This window comes from Promicromonospora sp. NPDC090134, from assembly GCF_044746965.1.
Lineage (GTDB): Bacteria > Actinomycetota > Actinomycetes > Actinomycetales > Cellulomonadaceae > Promicromonospora.
Window position 1 is genome coordinate 158,120 of sequence record NZ_JBIVCZ010000003.1, and the last position, 17,660, is coordinate 175,779.

Annotated in this window: 13 protein-coding genes; 6 read left to right on the top strand and 7 right to left on the bottom strand. The window is 73.1% G+C overall.

Annotation, left to right across the window (positions count from 1 at the left end; genetic code table 11):
- Positions 1-25 precede the first annotated feature (25 nt).
- The 3 genes from ACIPN7_RS10365 to ACIPN7_RS10375 all read right to left on the bottom strand — a co-directional run bounded on the left by ACIPN7_RS10365 (position 26) and on the right by ACIPN7_RS10375 (position 4,634).
- Positions 26-2,560 carry an amylo-alpha-1,6-glucosidase gene (locus ACIPN7_RS10365; RefSeq protein WP_400540831.1) on the bottom strand — a complete coding sequence of 845 codons (2,535 nt, stop codon included), beginning with the start codon at positions 2,558-2,560 and terminating at the stop codon, positions 26-28.
- A gap of 123 nt (positions 2,561-2,683) precedes the next feature.
- Positions 2,684-3,337: a LuxR C-terminal-related transcriptional regulator gene (locus ACIPN7_RS10370; protein WP_400540834.1), complete on the bottom strand. Its 654-nt coding sequence runs from the start codon at positions 3,335-3,337 to the stop codon at positions 2,684-2,686.
- 1 nt (position 3,338) lies between these two features.
- Complete coding sequence (locus tag ACIPN7_RS10375) at positions 3,339-4,634, bottom strand: sensor histidine kinase (RefSeq protein WP_400540837.1); 1,296 nt, start codon at positions 4,632-4,634, stop codon at positions 3,339-3,341.
- A gap of 194 nt (positions 4,635-4,828) precedes the next feature.
- Between ACIPN7_RS10375 and ACIPN7_RS10380 the strand changes: the two genes are divergently transcribed.
- The 3 genes from ACIPN7_RS10380 to ACIPN7_RS10390 all read left to right on the top strand — a co-directional run bounded on the left by ACIPN7_RS10380 (position 4,829) and on the right by ACIPN7_RS10390 (position 9,920).
- Positions 4,829-6,448 carry a glycosyltransferase family 2 protein gene (locus ACIPN7_RS10380; RefSeq protein WP_400540840.1) on the top strand — a complete coding sequence of 540 codons (1,620 nt, stop codon included), beginning with the start codon at positions 4,829-4,831 and terminating at the stop codon, positions 6,446-6,448.
- A gap of 163 nt (positions 6,449-6,611) precedes the next feature.
- Complete coding sequence (locus ACIPN7_RS10385; protein WP_400540843.1) at positions 6,612-7,736, top strand: LacI family DNA-binding transcriptional regulator; 1,125 nt, start codon at positions 6,612-6,614, stop codon at positions 7,734-7,736.
- 36 nt (positions 7,737-7,772) lie between these two features.
- Positions 7,773-9,920 (top strand): beta-galactosidase, encoded by a 2,148-nt coding sequence (locus ACIPN7_RS10390; RefSeq protein ID WP_400540846.1) that lies wholly within the window; start codon positions 7,773-7,775, stop codon positions 9,918-9,920.
- A gap of 85 nt (positions 9,921-10,005) precedes the next feature.
- On the opposite strand, the gene ACIPN7_RS10395 is transcribed toward ACIPN7_RS10390, so the two are convergent.
- Positions 10,006-10,557 carry a MarR family winged helix-turn-helix transcriptional regulator gene (locus tag ACIPN7_RS10395; protein ID WP_400540849.1) on the bottom strand — a complete coding sequence of 184 codons (552 nt, stop codon included), beginning with the start codon at positions 10,555-10,557 and terminating at the stop codon, positions 10,006-10,008.
- A gap of 160 nt (positions 10,558-10,717) precedes the next feature.
- Here ACIPN7_RS10395 and ACIPN7_RS10400 point away from each other — a divergent pair, with 160 nt between their 5' ends.
- The 3 genes from ACIPN7_RS10400 to ACIPN7_RS10410 all read left to right on the top strand — a co-directional run bounded on the left by ACIPN7_RS10400 (position 10,718) and on the right by ACIPN7_RS10410 (position 15,113).
- Positions 10,718-11,167 (top strand): pyrimidine dimer DNA glycosylase/endonuclease V, encoded by a 450-nt coding sequence (locus ACIPN7_RS10400; protein WP_400540852.1) that lies wholly within the window; start codon positions 10,718-10,720, stop codon positions 11,165-11,167.
- Positions 11,164-13,353, top strand: coding sequence for an MMPL family transporter (locus tag ACIPN7_RS10405; RefSeq protein ID WP_400540855.1), 2,190 nt, complete (start codon positions 11,164-11,166; stop codon positions 13,351-13,353). Before ACIPN7_RS10400 ends, ACIPN7_RS10405 begins: the two co-directional genes overlap by 4 nt.
- A 290-nt stretch (positions 13,354-13,643) precedes the next feature.
- Positions 13,644-15,113, top strand: a complete 1,470-nt coding sequence (locus ACIPN7_RS10410; RefSeq protein WP_400540858.1) for a DUF222 domain-containing protein — start codon at positions 13,644-13,646, stop codon at positions 15,111-15,113.
- 205 nt (positions 15,114-15,318) lie between these two features.
- Here the strand turns inward: ACIPN7_RS10410 and ACIPN7_RS10415 are convergent, their stop codons facing one another.
- The 3 genes from ACIPN7_RS10415 to pcaC form a co-directional block, all read right to left on the bottom strand.
- Entirely contained in the window at positions 15,319-16,107 is a 789-nt protein-coding gene (locus ACIPN7_RS10415; RefSeq protein ID WP_400540861.1) for a ferredoxin reductase, read from the bottom strand.
- On the bottom strand, positions 16,100-16,651 hold the full coding sequence (locus tag ACIPN7_RS10420; protein WP_400540864.1) for a sulfite oxidase-like oxidoreductase: 552 nt from the start codon (positions 16,649-16,651) through the stop codon (positions 16,100-16,102). Before ACIPN7_RS10420 ends, ACIPN7_RS10415 begins: the two co-directional genes overlap by 8 nt.
- A 520-nt stretch (positions 16,652-17,171) precedes the next feature.
- Positions 17,172-17,573 carry a 4-carboxymuconolactone decarboxylase gene (gene pcaC / locus ACIPN7_RS10425; protein WP_400541970.1) on the bottom strand — a complete coding sequence of 134 codons (402 nt, stop codon included), beginning with the start codon at positions 17,571-17,573 and terminating at the stop codon, positions 17,172-17,174.
- Between the last annotated feature and the right edge of the window lie 87 nt (positions 17,574-17,660).

Genomic DNA, 17,660 nt, shown 5'->3' on the forward strand with positions numbered 1-17,660 from the left:
GTCTGACACGTCCGCCGGGATCCCGTCACCAGGTGAGGTGGGTGTCGCCCTTCTTGACCTGGAAGACGTGCGGCAGCTTGCCCGGGACAGTCACCGTGATCGTGGTGCGGGACGTCGTCGTGACGTCCATGGCGTTCCCGCCGCGGGCGGCGTCCAGCACCACGTCCCGGGCCACGATCCGCCCGCCCTCGGCGCGCACCACCGTGCGGCCGTCACGCTCCAGCGTCGTCGTGCGCGGACCCGCCGTCACCGACCACGCGTGCCCCTTCAGGGGCACCTCCGAGACCGTGTTGGTGCCGGGCAGGCCGAGGGTGCCGAAGCGGAAGCCTGCGGCGTCGCCCCACGGCTCGTCCGCGATCAGCTCCTGCGTGCTCATCAGCGGCATCAGGTTGGACCACGAGTAGGTGCGCCACGCGGTGTCGGTCGCCACGTTGTTGATGAGCTGGCCCGGCTCGGGGTCGAAGTACTCCGGGAACCAGCCGATCTCCTGGTACGAGGTCAGCCACATCCGCGTCGACTTCGTCGCCAGCTCGGCGGCCGCCTCGTCCAGGCCGTACCGCTTGAGGCCGTCGTAGACCGTGGCGTTCATCGGGGGCCAGGCGGCGCCCTGCCACTCCTCGCACGAGTCCTCCTCCCCCGGCGACTGGAAGTACCGGTAGGCCTCGGTCGACTCGTTGGCTCGCCCGGCGCAGAACGCCGGGTCGTTGCGCGCCACGCTCGGGATCACGAACTCGCCGCCGTACTCCTCCGGGTTCTCCAGGTGGTCGCGGACCAGGATCTCCGCGCGCTCCGGCGTCGCCAGCCCGCCGAACAGCGGGTAGAAGACCGTGGGCGTGTTGGTGGGCTCCCAGCTCCCGTCGAGGTACCGGTTGAGGTAGAGGCCGCGCTCCTCGTTCCACAGGTGCTCGTTCATGCGCACCTCGAGCCGCTCGTGCAGCGCGGCGTACCGCTCGGCCCCGGCGGTGTCGCCGAGCACCGTGGCCATCTGCGCCAGGTTCTCGGCCATGAGGCCGTAGTAGGAGTTGAGCGCGACGTCGGTCAGGTTGGTGTTCTCCCGCGTGTCGGTGCCGCCGTCGCGCGGGACCTCGACGTAGTTCCAGTACTGCGGGCTGTCGTCGAGGCCCAGGTGGTTGCCGCGGCCGCCGCGGCGCTCCTCGACCCACGGGCTCTCCAGGAGCCCGTCCTGGTTCGTGTCGAACTCCGGCATCCGCTCGATGTACCGCGTCATGATCGGGTAGACGAGCTCCAGGATGCTGCGGTCCCCCGTGCGCGTGTACGCCCGCCAGGCCGCGTAGGTGTGCATCGGCCCGGCGTGGAGCTGGTCGTAGCGCGGGCCCTTCTGGTCGTAGAAGTCGCGGATGTGGTCGAGCGCCGTGGCCGGGTCGACGCTCAGCTCGGTGATCGCGTCCCAGGCGGAGTCCCAGCCCAGGAAGATGTCGTCACCGCCGCCGCCGAGGCCCCACATGACGAACGACCGGTCGTACTTCTCGTCCCAGTTGTCGTTCAGCGACATCGCGTCGCGCAGGTACGTCGCCGCCTGGCCGGTCGGGCCGCGGCCGTTCAGGGTGTCGTCGTCGGCCCGCGCCTCGGCGCGGTCCAGGATCCGCGTCACGTCCCCGGTGCTCAGCCGGGACCGGTCGGGTGCCGCGGTCGAGACCGCGGCGTGGAACGCGACGGTCTCGCCCGCCTCCAGCGTGTACCGCTGCGCGACGGCGCCCTCGCCCGCCGCGTACTCCTTGCCGGCCAGACCCTTGAGCAGCTCGGCGACGTTCGCGTAGCCGGTGGTCTCCTCGGGTGTCTCGGTCGAGTCGAGCCGGAAGCTGCCCACCTCGGACGCGTCGCGCACGCCCGCCGACGTCGCGACGATCGAGCGCTCCCCCTCGGGGCGATACGTGCTGGGCTCCGCCCACGGCGGGCTGGCCTGCAGGAACACCTCGGTGTCGTCGGTCAGCGCGGTGGCCGAGCCCACGATCTCGCCGTCGTCCGTGGTCGAGAACCGCAGCCGGACGGTGCGGGTGTCGCGCACGGCCGCCTCGTACGCGGCCTCCTGGACCGGCAGCTGCTCGCGCGCCTCGGCGACCTCCGCCTCGGACCAGTCCTCGGGATGGGCCAGGACGGCGCGCAGGGCTCCGATCGTCTCGGGCGTGATGTTCCGGTTGTCGGTGGTCATGTCGATCTCGTAGTACGAGCCGTCGGGCGTGACCGTCCCGATGCGCTTGATCCACGGGACCATGTTGTCGTCGAGCACCCGGCCGGCAGGCGTCACCATGTTGAACGCCAGCGAGAACCGGGCGTGCCCCTCGCCGACCAGGAGTGCGCCGTCGAACTCCTGCTCCTTGAATCCCGGCAGGGCGAACGGGAGGGAGCGCGGGGCGTACTCGTCCTCGGGCCCGCCGCCCCCGGTACCGGCGGCTCCGGCGACCTGCGTGCCGGCGGTGCCGGCGTCGGCAGCGGTGCCGGTGCCGGCGTCGGCAGCCGGCGCGCCCGCCGCGAGCGGGACGGTGACCAGGGCGCCGGCCACGAGGGCGGCTCCGAACCTGGCAGTCGTTCGTCGGCTCATCAATGAACCCTTCACGTCGATGTGAACGCTAACAACCCGAACAGTAGGCGTTGGTCACATGACATACAAGTGCCAAGTTGTCCGGATGGTCCCTCGGTTGCACGATCGGGCGCGGGCGACCGCTCAGCCGCGCAGGTAGGCGAGCACGGCCCGCACCCGGCGGTGCCCGGTCTCGTCGGCGGTGAGGCCGAGCTTGGCGAACACGTTCCCGATGTGCTTGGCCACCGCGGCGTCGCTCACCACGAGCCGCGCGGCGATCTCGGGGTTCGACCGGCCCTCGGCCATGAGCGCGAGCACCTCCCGCTCGCGGGGCGTCAGGACGTCCAGCGGGGACGCACGCCGGTCGAGCAGCGACCGGACGATCTGCGGGTCGATCACCGTGCCACCGGACGCGACGACCTCCAACGACGTCATGACGTCGCTCACGCGGCCGATCCGGTCCTTGAGCAGGTAACCGATCCCACCGGAGGAGCCCGCGAGCAGGTCCCGCGCGTAGGCGTCGGCGACGTACTGCGAGAGCAGCACGACGGGCAGGGCCGGGAAGTGCCGCCGGAGCTCGACCGCCGCGTCGATGCCGTCGTTCTCCAGCCGGGGCGGCATCCGGACGTCCGTGATCACCAGGTCGGGCAGCTCGCCGTGGGCGCCGTCGGCGAGCACCAGCCGCACGAGCTCGCCGGCGTCGCCCGTCACGTGCACCACCTCGTGCCCCACGCGTTCGAGCAGCGAGACCAGTCCGTCCCGCAGCAGCACCGAGTCCTCCGCCAGCACGACCCGCACGTCAGGCCGCCCCGGTCGGTCCGGCGGGCACCACGGCGGGCGCACGAGCGGGCAGGAGCAGGGCGACAGTCGTCGGGCCGCCGGCCGGGCTGGACACCGTCAGGTTTCCGCCGGCCGCCTCGGCACGCTCGCGCAGGCCGGCGAGGCCGGTCCCGGTGCGCGGGTCCGCGCCGCCCACGCCGTCGTCGTGGACCCGGACGGTCAGCACGTCGCCGTCCTGCGCCACCTCGACGCCGGCACCGCGCGCCCGGCTGTGGCGCGCCACGTTCGTCAGGGCTTCGCTGACGACGAAGTAGGCGCAGAGCTCGACCTCGGCGTCGAACCGGTCCTCCACCGCGCTCGTCAGCGTCACCGGGACGGGCATGCGTGACGTCAGCTCGTGCACGGCGGGGGTCAGCCCGTGGTCGGCGAGCACCCGGGGATGGATTGCACGGACCGTCGAGCGGAGGTCGTCGAGCGCGGCCTCAGCGAGGTCGTGCGCCCGGTCGAGCCGGCCTTTCAGCCGCGCGACGTCGACACCTGCCCGGGCCAGCTCGTCGGCGTCCAGCTCCGCGAGATCCAGCTCCGCGGAGCCGAGGGCGATGGCGAGGGTCACCAGCTTCTGCTGGGCGCCGTCGTGCAGGTCACGCTCGATGCGGCGCAGGTCGCCCTCGAACGACCGGACGAGGTTCGCCCGCGACGCCGTCAGCCGGGCGATCTGACGACGCAGCTCGTCGCCGCGGGGCGCGAGCAGGATCCGCGCCAGCGCGCCCTGGGCCAGCGCGAGCAGCCCGACCGTGTAGCCCAGCGCCGGGAGGCTGAGCACGGCGACGGCGAAGCCGAGCGCGACGCCCGCCGGGTTCGCGTCCCAGACGGGATCGCCCGCGATCACCCGTTCCGGGATCGTCACCGCGGCCGACACCGCCGCGACGACCAGCAGGTGCGCTCCGGCGCACGCCCAGCCGACCACCAGGCAGGCCGTCACGTAGAGGACCTCGCGCCAGGTCGCCGCCTCCCCGAGGCGCAGCCGGACCAGCTCCTGCGTGTGCGGGTCGGCGATCCGGTCCTGTCCCAGCAGGGAGACGCGGAACCGGTCGAGCCGGGCGATCAGGGGGCTGCACACCAGCGTGGCGACCACCAGGAGGGCGACCAGGGCGTACAGCGACTGCGACCGCAGGAGGCCGCTGAAGATCAGGATCACGAACGGCCCCGTGATCAGCGCGCTCGTGAGGGTGAACAGCCAGGCACGGGGCAGCCACGCGGACACCAGGTACCCGGGCCGGCGCAGGGCGAGGGCGAGGCTGTCGGGTCGGCGCACGCCCTCACGGTACCGCCGGAGGGTACGGCCGAAGAGGGCGCGCGGTGGACCCCGGGGGTAGTGCCAGGTCTACCCCCGGCATCGTCCGCACGCCCGTGACCAGGGGGATCGCCCCCGCTGGGATGAGAGGCATGGTGATCACGGGCCCCGATGGACCCCCTCCGCGTCCCCGCCGTCCGGCTGCTCCGGCCAGCATGTCCTCCGCCGTCCTGCCCGCGCTGTCGCTCGCGCTGGCCTGGGGCGGGCTCGCCGCGCTCGCGTGGCTCGCACTTGCCGCGGGCGCCCCGCCGTCGACCCCCGCACTGTGGGTGACCATGCCGCCGGCCGCCGGCGCGATCGCCGCGGCATGGCTGGTCGGGGCACGGGCCGCCCTGCTGCTGGCCGCGTCGTGCCGGTCGCGGCACCCCTCCGTCGGGTCGCGGGCACGGGAGGCGCGCCTCGACCTCGACTCGGTCGTCGCCCTCCTGTACCCGACGGCGGACGACTTCCGGCCCGACGTGGTGCGCCGGAGCATGCGGCAGTCCCACGGGCGGGTCCGGACGGTGATCCTGGACGACTCGCGCACCAGCGAGGCCCTGGCCGCGGTCGACGCCTTCGCCGCGGGCTGCGCGCCGGGCGCCGTGGAGGTCGTGCGGCGGGCGGACCGGCGGGGTTTCAAGGCGGGCAATCTCAACAACTATCTGCGCCACCACGCCGACGCGGTGGACGCCGTGGTGATCCTTGACGCCGACCAGGAGATCGGCCCGGACTTCGTCCGCACCGCGCTGCGCCACCTCCGCGCCTACCGCGGGGTCGCCGTGGTGCAGGGCGAGATCCGCTCGCGGCGCGGCGGCACCCGGTTCGTCCACGACTTCCGCGGGATGTTCGACGCCCACCTGCGCGCGATGTCGGCGGGCCGGTCCGCGCTCGGCATCGCCACGTTCGCCGGTCGCGGTGCCCTGCTCGACGTCGGCGCCCTGCGTGCGGCCGGCGGCTTTCCCGAGGTCGTCGCCGAGGACGCCGCGCTGACCCTGGAGCTCGCCGGTCGCGGGCACGCGGTCCGGTACGTGCCGGACCTGGTCTCCGTCGAGGACGCGCCCACGGACCACGCGGCGTTCACCACCCAGCTCGGCAAGTTCACGGAGGGGGCCATGCAGCTCCTCGGCCGCAGCGGCGGTCTGCTGTTCGACCCGCGGCTCCGCCCCGCGCGGCGGCTGGACGTGTTCGTGGACCTCGCCTCGCCGCTGGTGGGCGCTGCCATGACGGTCTCGCTGTTCGCGTTCGCCGTCGCGGCAGCGGCCGGCGGGGGTGCCAGCCAGGCGCCGGGCCTGCCTGTCCCGCTCGGCGCCTCGCTCGGGATCCTCGGCGCGGTGCCGCTGCTGCCCGAGGCGCTCCGTCTGATCCGGTCGCGAGGCCGGTCGCGAAGCCGGTCGGAGGGCCGGTCGGAGGGCCGGTCGACCGCCATCTCCGTCGCCGGCTCCGTGCTGGCCGCGATCTCCTTCCTCGTGCGGGGCGCCATGCTCTACGCGTCCGTGGCCGTCGTCGCGCTGCGCGCCGTCCTGCGGGTCGCCGCGGGGAACGGCGCCAGGTTCGTGGTCACACCCAAGGAGAACGCCGACCCGGGCCTGCGTTCCAGCCTCCGCCGACGCCGGCCCGAGCTCGCCGCCGCGAGCGCCGCGCTCGTCACCGCCGTGCTGCTGACCGGGACGGTCGCGCCGGCCGGGATCTTCTGCGCCGTCGCCGTCACCGCCGTCGGCTACTCGTGGCTGGGCGGGCGTCCAGCGCAACGACGTCCAGCGCAACGACGTCCAGCGCAACGACGCCAGGACCCTTGACTGCGTAGTCAGGACGTGGTTCGCTCGCCCAGGTTGACTACGTAGTCAGCCGAGAGTCCGACCACGAGCAGGGCCACGAGTCAGAGGGTGGGACAGGGGCGGGATCCGAACAGGCTCACGGCCCGGCCGAGACACGGTCCGAGCACAGCGAGGGAGCTGGTCCATGGGCGCCGCACAGCGCGTGTCGATGACGGACGTCGCCCGTCGCGCCGGCGTCTCGCAGAAGACCGTCTCGCGCGTGGTCAATCGCGAGCCCCACGTGGCGGACGCGATCCGCACGCGGGTCCAGGCGGTGATCGAGGAGCTGGGCTTCCGCCCGAATGCGGCGGCCCGAGCCCTGGTCACCCGCCGGAACCGGCGCATCGGCATGGTCACGATGGGCACCGCGCTGTACGGTCCGACGTCGATCCTTCAGGGCGTCGACGCCGCCCTGCGGGGCTCCGGCTACCACCTGAGCGTCGCGCGCACGCAGGGCGGCGGCGTCGCCGACCTGCAGGCCGCGATCGACGAGCTCGTCACGCAGGACGTCGCGGGCCTCGTGCTCTCCGAGCCGATCGACCTCGGGCACCCGGAGCTGCGCCTGCCGGGCGGGCTGCCGGTCCTCACGTTCGGCTCGCCGACGACGGCGGACGAGTCCGCCGGAACCCGTCCCGACGAGCTGGTGCTGGGCGCCGACGAGCTGGCCGGGGCCCGGGCTGCCACCGGGCACCTGCTGGCGCTCGGGCACCGCACCGTGCACCACGTCGCGGGCACCGCGGGCTGGTCCGCCACCGCCCGCCGGATCGCCGGCTGGCACAGCGCGCTGGCCGACGCCGGGGTGGCCGCGCCCGAGGTGGTGCACGGCGACTGGAGCCCCCGCTCCGGCTACGAGGCGACCACCGAGCTGCTGCGCCGCGCCGGCTCCGACGCCGGCACCGGCACTGGCACCGGCACCCCCGTCACCGCGATCTTCGCTGCCAACGACCACATGGCGATCGGAGCCGTCCGGGCCGTGGAGCTGGCCGGACTCCGGGTGCCGCACGACGTCAGCGTCGTGGGCTTCGACGACGCACCGGAGGCCGAGTACCTGTCCACTCCCCTGACGACCGTGCGCCAGGACTTCGCCGAGGTGACCTGCCTGGCCGTGCACCGGCTGCTCCGCGCCGTGGAGGGCCGGCCGCCCGCGGAGCGGCACCGGCTGGTCCCCACCCAGCTCGTGGTCCGGGAGAGCACGGCGCCGCCGCCTGAGACCACGCCGCCTGAGACCACGCCGCCCGCAAGCACACCACCCGACAACCCGCACCCCTGACCCGCACACCGACCCGCACAGACCCGAGAGGCCGTCATGAGCCCCCTGCACCACCTGACCGACGGCGTCCTGTTCGGCGCCGCGTACTACCACGAGTACCACCGGCCCGAGGACCAGCGGACCCGGCGCCTGGAGAAGGACCTGGACCTCATGGTCGAGGCCGGGTTCTCGGTGATCCGGGTCGGCGAGTCGGTCTGGTCCACGTGGGAGCCCGAGAACGGGCGCTTCGACCTCGACTGGCTCCAGCCCGTGCTCGACGGCGCGCACGAGCGCGGCATCAGGGTGGTGCTCGGCACGCCCACGTACGCGGTGCCGATGTGGCTGGCGCGGCTGTACCCGGAGATCAACGTGGTGCGTGCGGACGGCCGGGCGATGGGCTGGGGCGCGCGCCAGGAGATCGACTACACGCACCCGGCGTTCCTGTTCCACGCCGAGCGGGTGATCCGCGCCGTCGTCGCGCGGTACGCGGCCCACCCCGCCGTCGTCGGCTTCCAGGTGGACAACGAGCCCGGCAACGAGATCTTCCACAACCGGCAAGTCTTCGAGCGGTTCGTCGACCACCTGCGCAGCAGGTACGGGTCGGTCGAGCGGCTGAACGACGAGTGGGGGCTGACGTACTGGTCGCACCGGCTGTCGTCGTGGGCGGACCTGTGGACGCCGTCGGGCAACGCGCAGCCGCAGTACGCGCTCGCCTGGCGCCGGTTCCAGGCACAGCTCACCACGGACTTCATCGGCTGGCAGGCCGACGTCGTGCGGGAGTACGCGCGCGAGGACCAGTTCGTCACCACCTGCATCTCGTACGAGCGCCCGGGCGTGCAGGACGACGCGCTCACCCGCGAGCTGGACGTGACCGCAGGCAACCCGTACTACCGGATGCGCGACCACCTGGCCCTGCCCCCGAGCGCCGACCCGGGCCAGACCTGGATGACGACGGGCACGTGGTCGCTCTACGCCACGGCGGACCGGATGTACGCCTCGAAGCAGGCGCCCTTCCTCGTCACGGAGACCAACGCGCAGGCGATCGGCGGACCCTGGCTGAACGAGCCCGCCTACGACGGCCAGTGGCGCCAGGCCGCCTGGGCGCTGGTCTCGCGCGGCGCGACCATGATCGAGTACTGGCACTGGCACACGCTCCCCTACGGCACCGAGACGTACTGGGGCGGCGTGCTGCCGCACTCGCTGGAGCCGGGGCGGGTCTACCGGCAGGTCGCGGAGCTCGGCGCCGAGCTGCGGACGGCCGGTTCCGCGGTGGCGAACCTGACGCCGGACGCCGACGTCGCCCTGGTCTGGTCCAACCCGAGCAAGTGGTCGCTGGCCGAGTTCCCGCAGCTCGGCGGTGGCGCCGGCCCGGACCCGCGCGGCTGGCACCGGATCTTCGACGCCTTCTACCGCGGGGCGTTCGACGCCGGCCTGCAGGCGCGGCTCGTGCACGACGCCCAGCTCACCGACGCCACCCCCGAGGACGCCGCGCGCGAGCATCCTGTGCTGGTCGCGGCGGGCGTGACGATCGCCGACGACGCCTGGCTGCAGTGGCTGGAGCGCTACGCGACGGCCGGCGGCCACCTCGTGCTGGGCATCCGGACCGGGTACGAGGACGAGGAGGCCCGCGCCCGGGCGGAGCGCAAGCCCGCGCACCTCAGCGCGGCGGCCGGCGTCTTCTACGACGAGTTCGCCACAATCGACGCGCCGCTGCCCGTGCACGCCGCGGCCGGGTTCGACGTGGCCGACGGCGCGCTCGCCGGCGCGCACGCGACGAGCTGGGTCGACGGGCTGCAGGTCCTGGACGCCGAGGTGCTGGTCGGCTACGAGCACCCGCACTTCGGCCGCTGGCCCGCCGTGACCACCCGCGCGCACGGCGCGGGCCGGGTCACCACGGTGGGCACCGTGCCCGACCCGACGCTGGCCCGGGCGGTGCTCGACTGGGTGGCGCGGCACAGCGGTCCGGCGGACGGGCGGGTGGCCGACGCCGCCCCGCGGTGGCGCCCCCAGTCGCCGTCGCAGACGGTGACCGGCGCGCGGAACCCGGCGGGCGAGCGGGTGCGGTTCGTGCACTCGTGGTCCTGGGACCCGAGCGCCTTCGTGCTGCCGGGCGCGGTCCGCGACCTGCTCAGCGGTGAGGATCTGGCCGAGGGCGAGCGGCTCGAGCTCGGCCCGTGGGACGTCCGGGTGCTGCTGGAGGTGTGAGCGGCCGGACGTGCGAGCGGCCGGACGTGCGAGCGACCTGGGCGCTAGGGCCTGTCCTGTGAATGGCCTGGTCACAGGACAGGCCCTAGTCCGGCTCGTGCTCCGTGCTCGCGAGGTCGTCGAGGAACCGCGCGACGATCTCCCGCTCCTTGGGCGTCAGCCGCGCCGCGGCGTCGAACCGCCGGGCGTGGCTGCGCCCCACGGTCTCCCGCGCCGCCCGCCGCGTCTCGACGGACACCTCGATCGCGAGGCTGCGCCGGTCGGACGGGTGGGGGAACCGGTGCACGTGGCCGCCCGCGGCGAGCCGGTCGATCAGCTTCGTGGTCGAGGCGGTGGTGATGCCGAGGTGCTCGGCGATCGCGCCCGGCGTCACGATGCGCCCGTGGTTCTGCATGGCGATGATGAAGCGCAGGGCCCGCATGTCGGTCTCGCCGAGCTTCATGTATCGACGCGACGCCTCGCTCATGCGGCGCTCGGTCTCGTGCCAGCCGCGCAGGGCCTCCAGGACGCGCACGACCTGGTCGACGTCCCGCTCGTCCATGCCGGCCCGGTGCACGATCTCCTCGTCCGGGTCCATGACTCGGGGGTCCAGCATCGACGGCTGGGACTCGGTATCCGGCACGGGTTCTGGCTCCACGCTCGGATTTTACCCCTGCACATACTGCGTCATACACTTGAATATAGCCTGGCTAGCTAAAATTCCTGGCAACCCTGGCATGACTGTGCCCCGAACCGCCTGCCCGCGCCCTGTGCGGGGAGCGGGCACCCACACCTCAGAGAAGGAGCCGACGACGCCCATGAGGCTCTGGTCGCTCGATCCCGCACTGCTCGACCGCCAGGGGCTCGTCGCCTGCTGGCGCGAGGCGCTCCTGGCGCAGGCCGTACTCCTCGGCCGGACCGCGGGATACACCGCACACCCCCAGCTCGAGCGCTTCTCCGCGCACCCGGACCCGGTCGCCGCCATCTCCAGCTACCTCCACGGGGTGCGGGACGAGGCGACGCGGCGGGGCTACCGGTTCGACGCCGAGCGGATCGCGCAGCCGCTGGACCCGAGCACGCGCGACGACCGCAGGATCGTCGTGACCACCGGGCAGCTCGACCTCGAGCGGCAGCACCTGCTGCGCAAGCTCGCCGTCCGCTCGCCCGAGTACCGGCCGAGGCTCGCCTCCACCGGCACGCCCGCCGCCCACCCGCTGTTCGTCGCCGTGCCCGGCGACGTGGCGAGCTGGGAGCGGGTCGTCGCATGAGCACCGCACCCACCTCCGGCCCGTCGACACCCGGCCCTCGCACCATGACCTCGCGCGTACCGCGCTGGCTCCGGGTGACCCTGCCCGCCGTCCTCATCCTCGTCTGGCTCGTGGGCGCCTCCGTGGGCGGCCCGTACTTCGGCCGGATCGACGAGGTCTCCTCCAACGACCGCACCGCCTACCTGCCCGAGACCGCCGAGGCGACCGAGGTGCAGGAACGACTCTCGGGCTTCACCGAGGGCGACGCGATCCCCGCGCTGGTCGTCTTCGTCTCGCCGGACGAGCTGTCCGACGACGACCTCACCACCTTCGGTGACCGGCTGACCGCGGTCGGCGACCTGGACGTGGTGGACGGCGACGTCTCCCCCGCCATCCCGTCGGACGACGGCGTCGCCGCCCAGGCGTTCGTGCCGCTGTCGGGCGACGCCGACGTCGGCGAGGCGACCGCCGAGCTGCGCGAGACCCTCGCCGAGGACCTGCCCGCCGACGTCGACCTGTACGTCACGGGCCCCGCGGGCTTCACCAGCGACCTGGCGTCGGCGTTCGCCGGGATCGACGGCCTGCTGCTCGGCGTGGCGCTGTCCGCGGTGCTGGTCATCCTGATCATCGTCTACCGATCGCTGCTGCTGCCCCTGGCGGTGCTCGCCACCAGCATGTTCGCGCTGTGCATCGCGCTGCTCACGGTGTGGCACCTGGCGAACTCCGGCGTGCTGCTGCTCAGCGGGCAGACCCAGGGCATCCTGTTCATCCTCGTGATCGGCGCGGCCACGGACTACGCGCTGCTGTACGTGGCGCGGTTCCGCGAGGAGCTGCTGCACACCCCGGACAGGTGGACCGCGACGCTGCGCGCGCTGCGCGGCTCGGTCGAGCCGATCCTGGCCTCGGGCGGCACCGTCATCGCCGGCCTGCTCTGCCTGGTGTTCAGCGAGCTGCGGTCCAACAGCACGCTGGGACCGGTCGCCGCCGTCGGCATCGCCTTCTCGATGCTCGCCGCGCTGACGCTGCTCCCGGCCCTGCTGCTGGCGTTCGGCCGGGCGGCGTTCTGGCCGCGGCGCCCCGTCTACGACCCCTCCGCGGCGGAGTCCGGCGCCGAGGAGGTCGGGCTGTGGGGACGGGTCTCGCGCGCGATCCGCTCCAGGCCGCGCACCATCTGGATCACGACGGCGGCGGTGCTCGCTCTCGGTTGCCTGGGGATCACCCAGCTCCAGGCCTCGGGCGTGCCGCAGTCGGAGCTCGTCCTGGGCTCCTCCGAGGCACGCGACGGGCAGGAGCGGCTCGCCGAGCACTTCCCGGCCGGGTCGGGCAGCCCGGTCTACGTGATCGCGCCGCAGGAGGACCTGCAGCGCGCGGCCGACGTCCTGTTGGCGGACGACGGAATCGAGGACGTCGCGATCACGGCCGACACCGCGAGCTCGACCGCGCCGGTGACCAAGGACGGCGTGCAGCCCTTCGGCCCGCCCGGTTCGCCGGCCCCGGAACCCGTGGTGTCCGACGGCGCGGTGCTGCTCCAGGGCACGCTCGGCGACGCCGCGGACTCGCTGGCCGCGGAGCAGACCGTGCGCGACCTGCGCGCCGCCTACGCCGACGAGCTGCCCGCGGCCCTGGTCGGCGGCGAGTCCGCGACGGACCTGGACACGAACGAGGCGTCGATCCGCGACCGCACGGTCATCGTGCCGATCGTGCTCGTGGTGATCCTGGTCATCCTCATGCTGCTGCTGCGCGCGGTGCTCGCCCCCGTGCTGCTCATCCTGACCACAGTGCTGTCGTTCGGGACCGCCATGGGCGTCTCCGCGCTGGTCTTCAACGACGTGCTGGGCTTCCCGGGCGCCGACCCGGCGGTCCCGCTGTTCGGGTTCGTGTTCCTGGTGGCGCTCGGGATCGACTACAACATCTTCCTGATGACCCGGGTCCGAGAGGAGTCGCTCGTGCACGGCACCCGCGAGGGCGTGTTGCGCGGGCTGCGGCTGACGGGCGGCATCATCACGTCGGCGGGCCTGGTGCTCGCCGCGACGTTCACGGCGCTCGCCGTGATCCCGGTGCTGTTCCTGGTCCAGCTCGCCTTCATCGTCGCGTTCGGCGTGCTGCTCGACACGTTCGCCGTCCGCTCGCTGCTGGTCCCGGCGCTCACGTACGACATCGGCCGGAAGATCTGGTGGCCGTCCAAGCTGGGGCGTGGTGAGAAGTAGCGAGGCTCGGTCGAAGGAACTCGGTGCGTGGAGCTCGCTAGGGGGTATTCGATAGGGGGTATTCGGTAGGTGGCTGACGGGTCGGCCGGTCCTGAGGGGCCGGCCGGCCCTTTCCTTTTCGCCACGGATTCCGGGAGGACGTCGCCGTGAGGCGGAGGCTTCGCGGGACGGAAGAGTTATCCACAGATCTTTTTTCTGCCCAACCCACAGCACATTCGTTCGATAGACTCGCAACAACGCCGTAGGGCGAACCTGGCGTTCGAGATCGCGCACGAGAGGTGGTGTGAACCATGGCAGGAGAAGAGCGTGGAGGCACTCCGCGTGCCCTGGAGGACGTCCTGACCGACCTCGACGCGCTGCTGGACGAGCTCACCGCACCACCGCACGAGCCCATGACGACCTCGGGTCTGGTGTCGGCGTCCGCCCGCCTGCGCGTGGCCGGCGCGCGCATGGATGCCGTGCGCTGGTCGATCCTGCCCCGGATCGAGGCCGCCGGGCTCTGGGCCCAGACGGGCGCACGCACCTTCGCCGTCTGGCTGGCTCGCGCCGAGGACGTCCAGACGGTGACCGCCCGACGCGACGTCCGCACCGCCAGGGCCCTGCGCGACCACCTGCCCGCCACCCTGTCGGCAGGCCTGGCGGGTCACGTGGGTATCGACAAGATCCGGGTCCTGGTCGACGTCACCACCACCAGCGCCACCCGCACCGAGGCCCTGGCCGCCCCGGCGGTCGACGTGCCCACCATCGACCAGGCCGGCTCCGCCCCTGACCCGGGTCCCGCTGAGGACGCACCCGCTGGACCTGTGCCCGACGAGCCGACGACGGGGACACCGACGACTTCAGCCGAGCCTACGTGGGAGGAGCAGCTGCTCGACTGGTCGACCCAGAACGGGCCCGACCGGTTCCGCGGTCTGGTGCGCTACTTCGCCCGCCACGCGGACCCCGACGCCGACGAGCGCGGATACACGAAGGCCAGGCAGCGCGAGTACCTCGACGTCGCACCCACGCTGGGCGGCTACCACCTGAGCGGGTTCCTCACCGAGGAGCACGGCCAGACGCTGACCACGGCGATCGGCTCGATCATGGGCGCACCGGCCACCGGCGATGACCGCACGCCCGGTCAGCGCCGGGCCCAGGCCCTCGCCGACCTGAGCCGCGTCGTGCTCGACACCGGCCGCACCGGTACCGGCGCATCCGTCCGCCCGCACCTGAGCGTGACCGTGTCCTGGACCGAGCTCCAGGCCCTCGCCGCCAGGAGCGCCGCCCGGAGCGACGCGGAGCACCCGGGCACGAGCGTCCCGACCGGACCGACGAGCTCGATCGGCCCGGACGGCGTTCCTCGCATCAAGCGTCCTGCCGTCTTCACCGAGACGAGCACCCCGGTGCCGACCTCGCTCCTGCGCCGCATCGCCTGTGACAGCGAGGTCACCCGCATCGTGTTCGGATCCGACTCACAGATCCTGGACGTCGGCCGGAGCAAACGTACGGTCACCGGGCAGCTGCGCCGGGCGGTCATCGCCCGCGACCAGCACTGCGTCTACGGCCAGTGCGACCAACCGCCCACGCGCTGCGAGGTCCACCACGCACTACGCCACTGGGCACACGGCGGCGAGACCTCCACCACCAACGCCGCCCTGCTCTGCTACCACCACCACGACCTCGTCGACACGCAGGACATCACCATGCACTACGACGAGGGCTGGCACTTCACGCACCCGAACGGGCACGTCACACACCCCACCCGCACGAGCATCACATGACCAGGCAGTCACCAAGGCACACCGTTCACCACGCACTTCGACCGGGCGGGACGAGAGTGCCCAGTTCGTGCCCGACCGACGCCGGCCAGCTCGGTGCGCACCCGCCGGGACGGGCCCCGCGACCGAGCTGGCCGGGGCGACTGCGCAAACGCTTGGACCGAGTTCCGGCAAGCCCGGATCGACCGTTCACCAGCGCAGAAGCCGCTCAGCTGCCCGCGGGCCCGAACCGTTCGGTCCGGATCCGGGCCGGATCGTGGCCCTGGGCCACGAGCATGCGGGCGACCGCCTCGACGAACCCCGTCGGACCGCACACGTACACCCGCGGCTCCAGCTCGGGCGGCCAGCCCCACGAGGCCAGCTCGGAGGAGGTGAGCCGACGCGGGCCGCGCAGCGCCGTCAGCGAGACCGCCCGCGTGAAGATCGTGCTCGCCTCGAACCCGTCGCCGCGGGCCACGAGCGCGTCGAGCTCGTCGGTGTACAGCCGGTCCTCCGGCGTGCGCACCGAGTAGATCAGGCGGAACGGCGTCCGGTCGCCGGACTGGCGGCGGGCGCGGGCCATCGACATGACGGGGACCAGCCCCGAACCGCCGGCCAGGAGCAGCACGGGCGTGCCCGCGTCCCGCGCCGGATCCCAGACGAACCATCCGCCGATGGGCCCGCGCACCTCGATGGCCGCCCCGGGCGGGAAGTCGTCGACCAGGTAGGGCGACACCTCGCCGTCCCGGACACGCTGGACGGTGACCTCCACGCCCCCGCTGCCGGACGGCGTGGGGCCGCTCGCCAGCGAGTAGGACCGCTCGGCGGTGTAGCCGTCGGGCGCGGTGAGGCGCAGGTCGAGGTGCTGTCCTGCCTGGTGACCGGGCCATTCCGGGACGTCGAGCACGAGGGTCTCCGCGGAGGCGCTCTCGGCCCGTCGTTCCAGCAGGGTCGCGACCTGCCAGCCGGACGGGACCGCGTAGCGGCGGCCGAGCCGGGCGCCCACCGCCTCAGTCACCCTGGTACCTCTGCTCACGCCACGGGTCGCCGAGGTCGTGGTAGCCGAGCTTCTCCCAGAAGCCGGGCCGGTCCGTCGGCATGAGCGTGAGCGAGCGCACCCACTTCGCCGACTTCCAGAAGTACAGGTGCGGCACGAGCAGCCGTGCGGGGCCGCCGTGCTCGGGGTGCAGCGGCGCACCGTCGAAGGTGTGCGCGATCCACGCCTTGCCGCCCAGCAGGTCGGCGACCGGAAGGTTGGTCGTGTAGCCGCCGTAGGAGCCGACCATCGCGAAGTCGGCGGTGGACTCGACGTCCGCGAGCAGGACGTCCAGGGACACACCCCGCCAGCGGGTGCCGAACTTGGACCAGCGTGTGACGCAGTGGATGTCGACCGTCGGCGTCTCCTGGGGCAGCGCCATCAGCTGCGCCCACGTCCAGGTCTTCGCGGCGCCGGACTCGTCGGTGACGGTGAAGCTCCAGGTCCGGCTGTCGACGTTGGGCGTCGGCCCTGCGGAGAGAACCGGGAAGCCCTCCTCCTTGTACTGCCCGGGAGGGAGAGTCACGCCCGCGGGCCGCGGGCGCCCGCGAAAACCCGGGGTGAGCGTGGCTCCGACGCCGCGGTCGGATCCGGGGAAAGAGCTGGCGGGGTCGGGGCTGGCGGAGCCGGGGCTTGCGGAGCCGGGGCTGGCGGGGCCGGGGCTGGCGGGGTCGGGGCTGGCGGGGCCGGCGGAGTCAGGGCCGCCAGGTACAGGCGGGGGCGCGCTGGTCATGCCTCAAGATAATGCGGCGGCGGATGCACCGTCACCCGTCGGACCGGCGAACCGCGCGTCGCCCGAGTGCTCGTTCGCACCCCCACGACGAGGCTCCGGGTCCGGGGCCGGCAAGGGCCCGGCTCGGGCCGAGCGCGATCTCGGGTGCGGACTCCGGTACGGGTTCAAGCAGAAGTTGAGGCTCGGGACCACGGGCAGGCTCAGGTTCAGGTTGAAGGTCGCCCTCCCCCGACGCCCCAGCCCCAGCCCCAGCCCAGCCCCAGACTCAGACTCAGACTCAGACTCAGACTCAGACTCAGACTCAGACTCAGACTCAGACGAGACCCTCGTCGGCCAGCGCCTTCTGGGCAATCTTGAAGGCGTGGTTCGCGCTCGGCACCGAGCAGTAGATCGCCGTCTGCAGGAGCACCTCCTTGATCTCGTCGACGCTGAGCCCGTTGCGGACGGCGGCCCGCACGTGCATCGCCAGCTCGTCCCAGTGCCCGCCGGCGATCAGCGCGGTCAACGTGATCATCGAGCGGCTGCGCCGGTCCAGGCCCGGACGATTCCAGATCTCGCCCCACGCGTACCGCGTGATGAGGTCCTGAAAGTCGGCGGTGAACGCCGTGGTACCCACGATTGCGCTGTCCACGTGCCCGTCCCCGAGCACCTGGCGTCGGACGGCGGCGCCGTCGTGCCGACGCACGTCGTCGCCACGCTCCGGCCTACGACTCAGGGGCCTGCTCAGGGGAACGCTGCTCGCGGGGACGCCGCTGCCGGGCGCGGCCCCACGGCTCGACGCACCGAGGCTTCTCGCCACGCT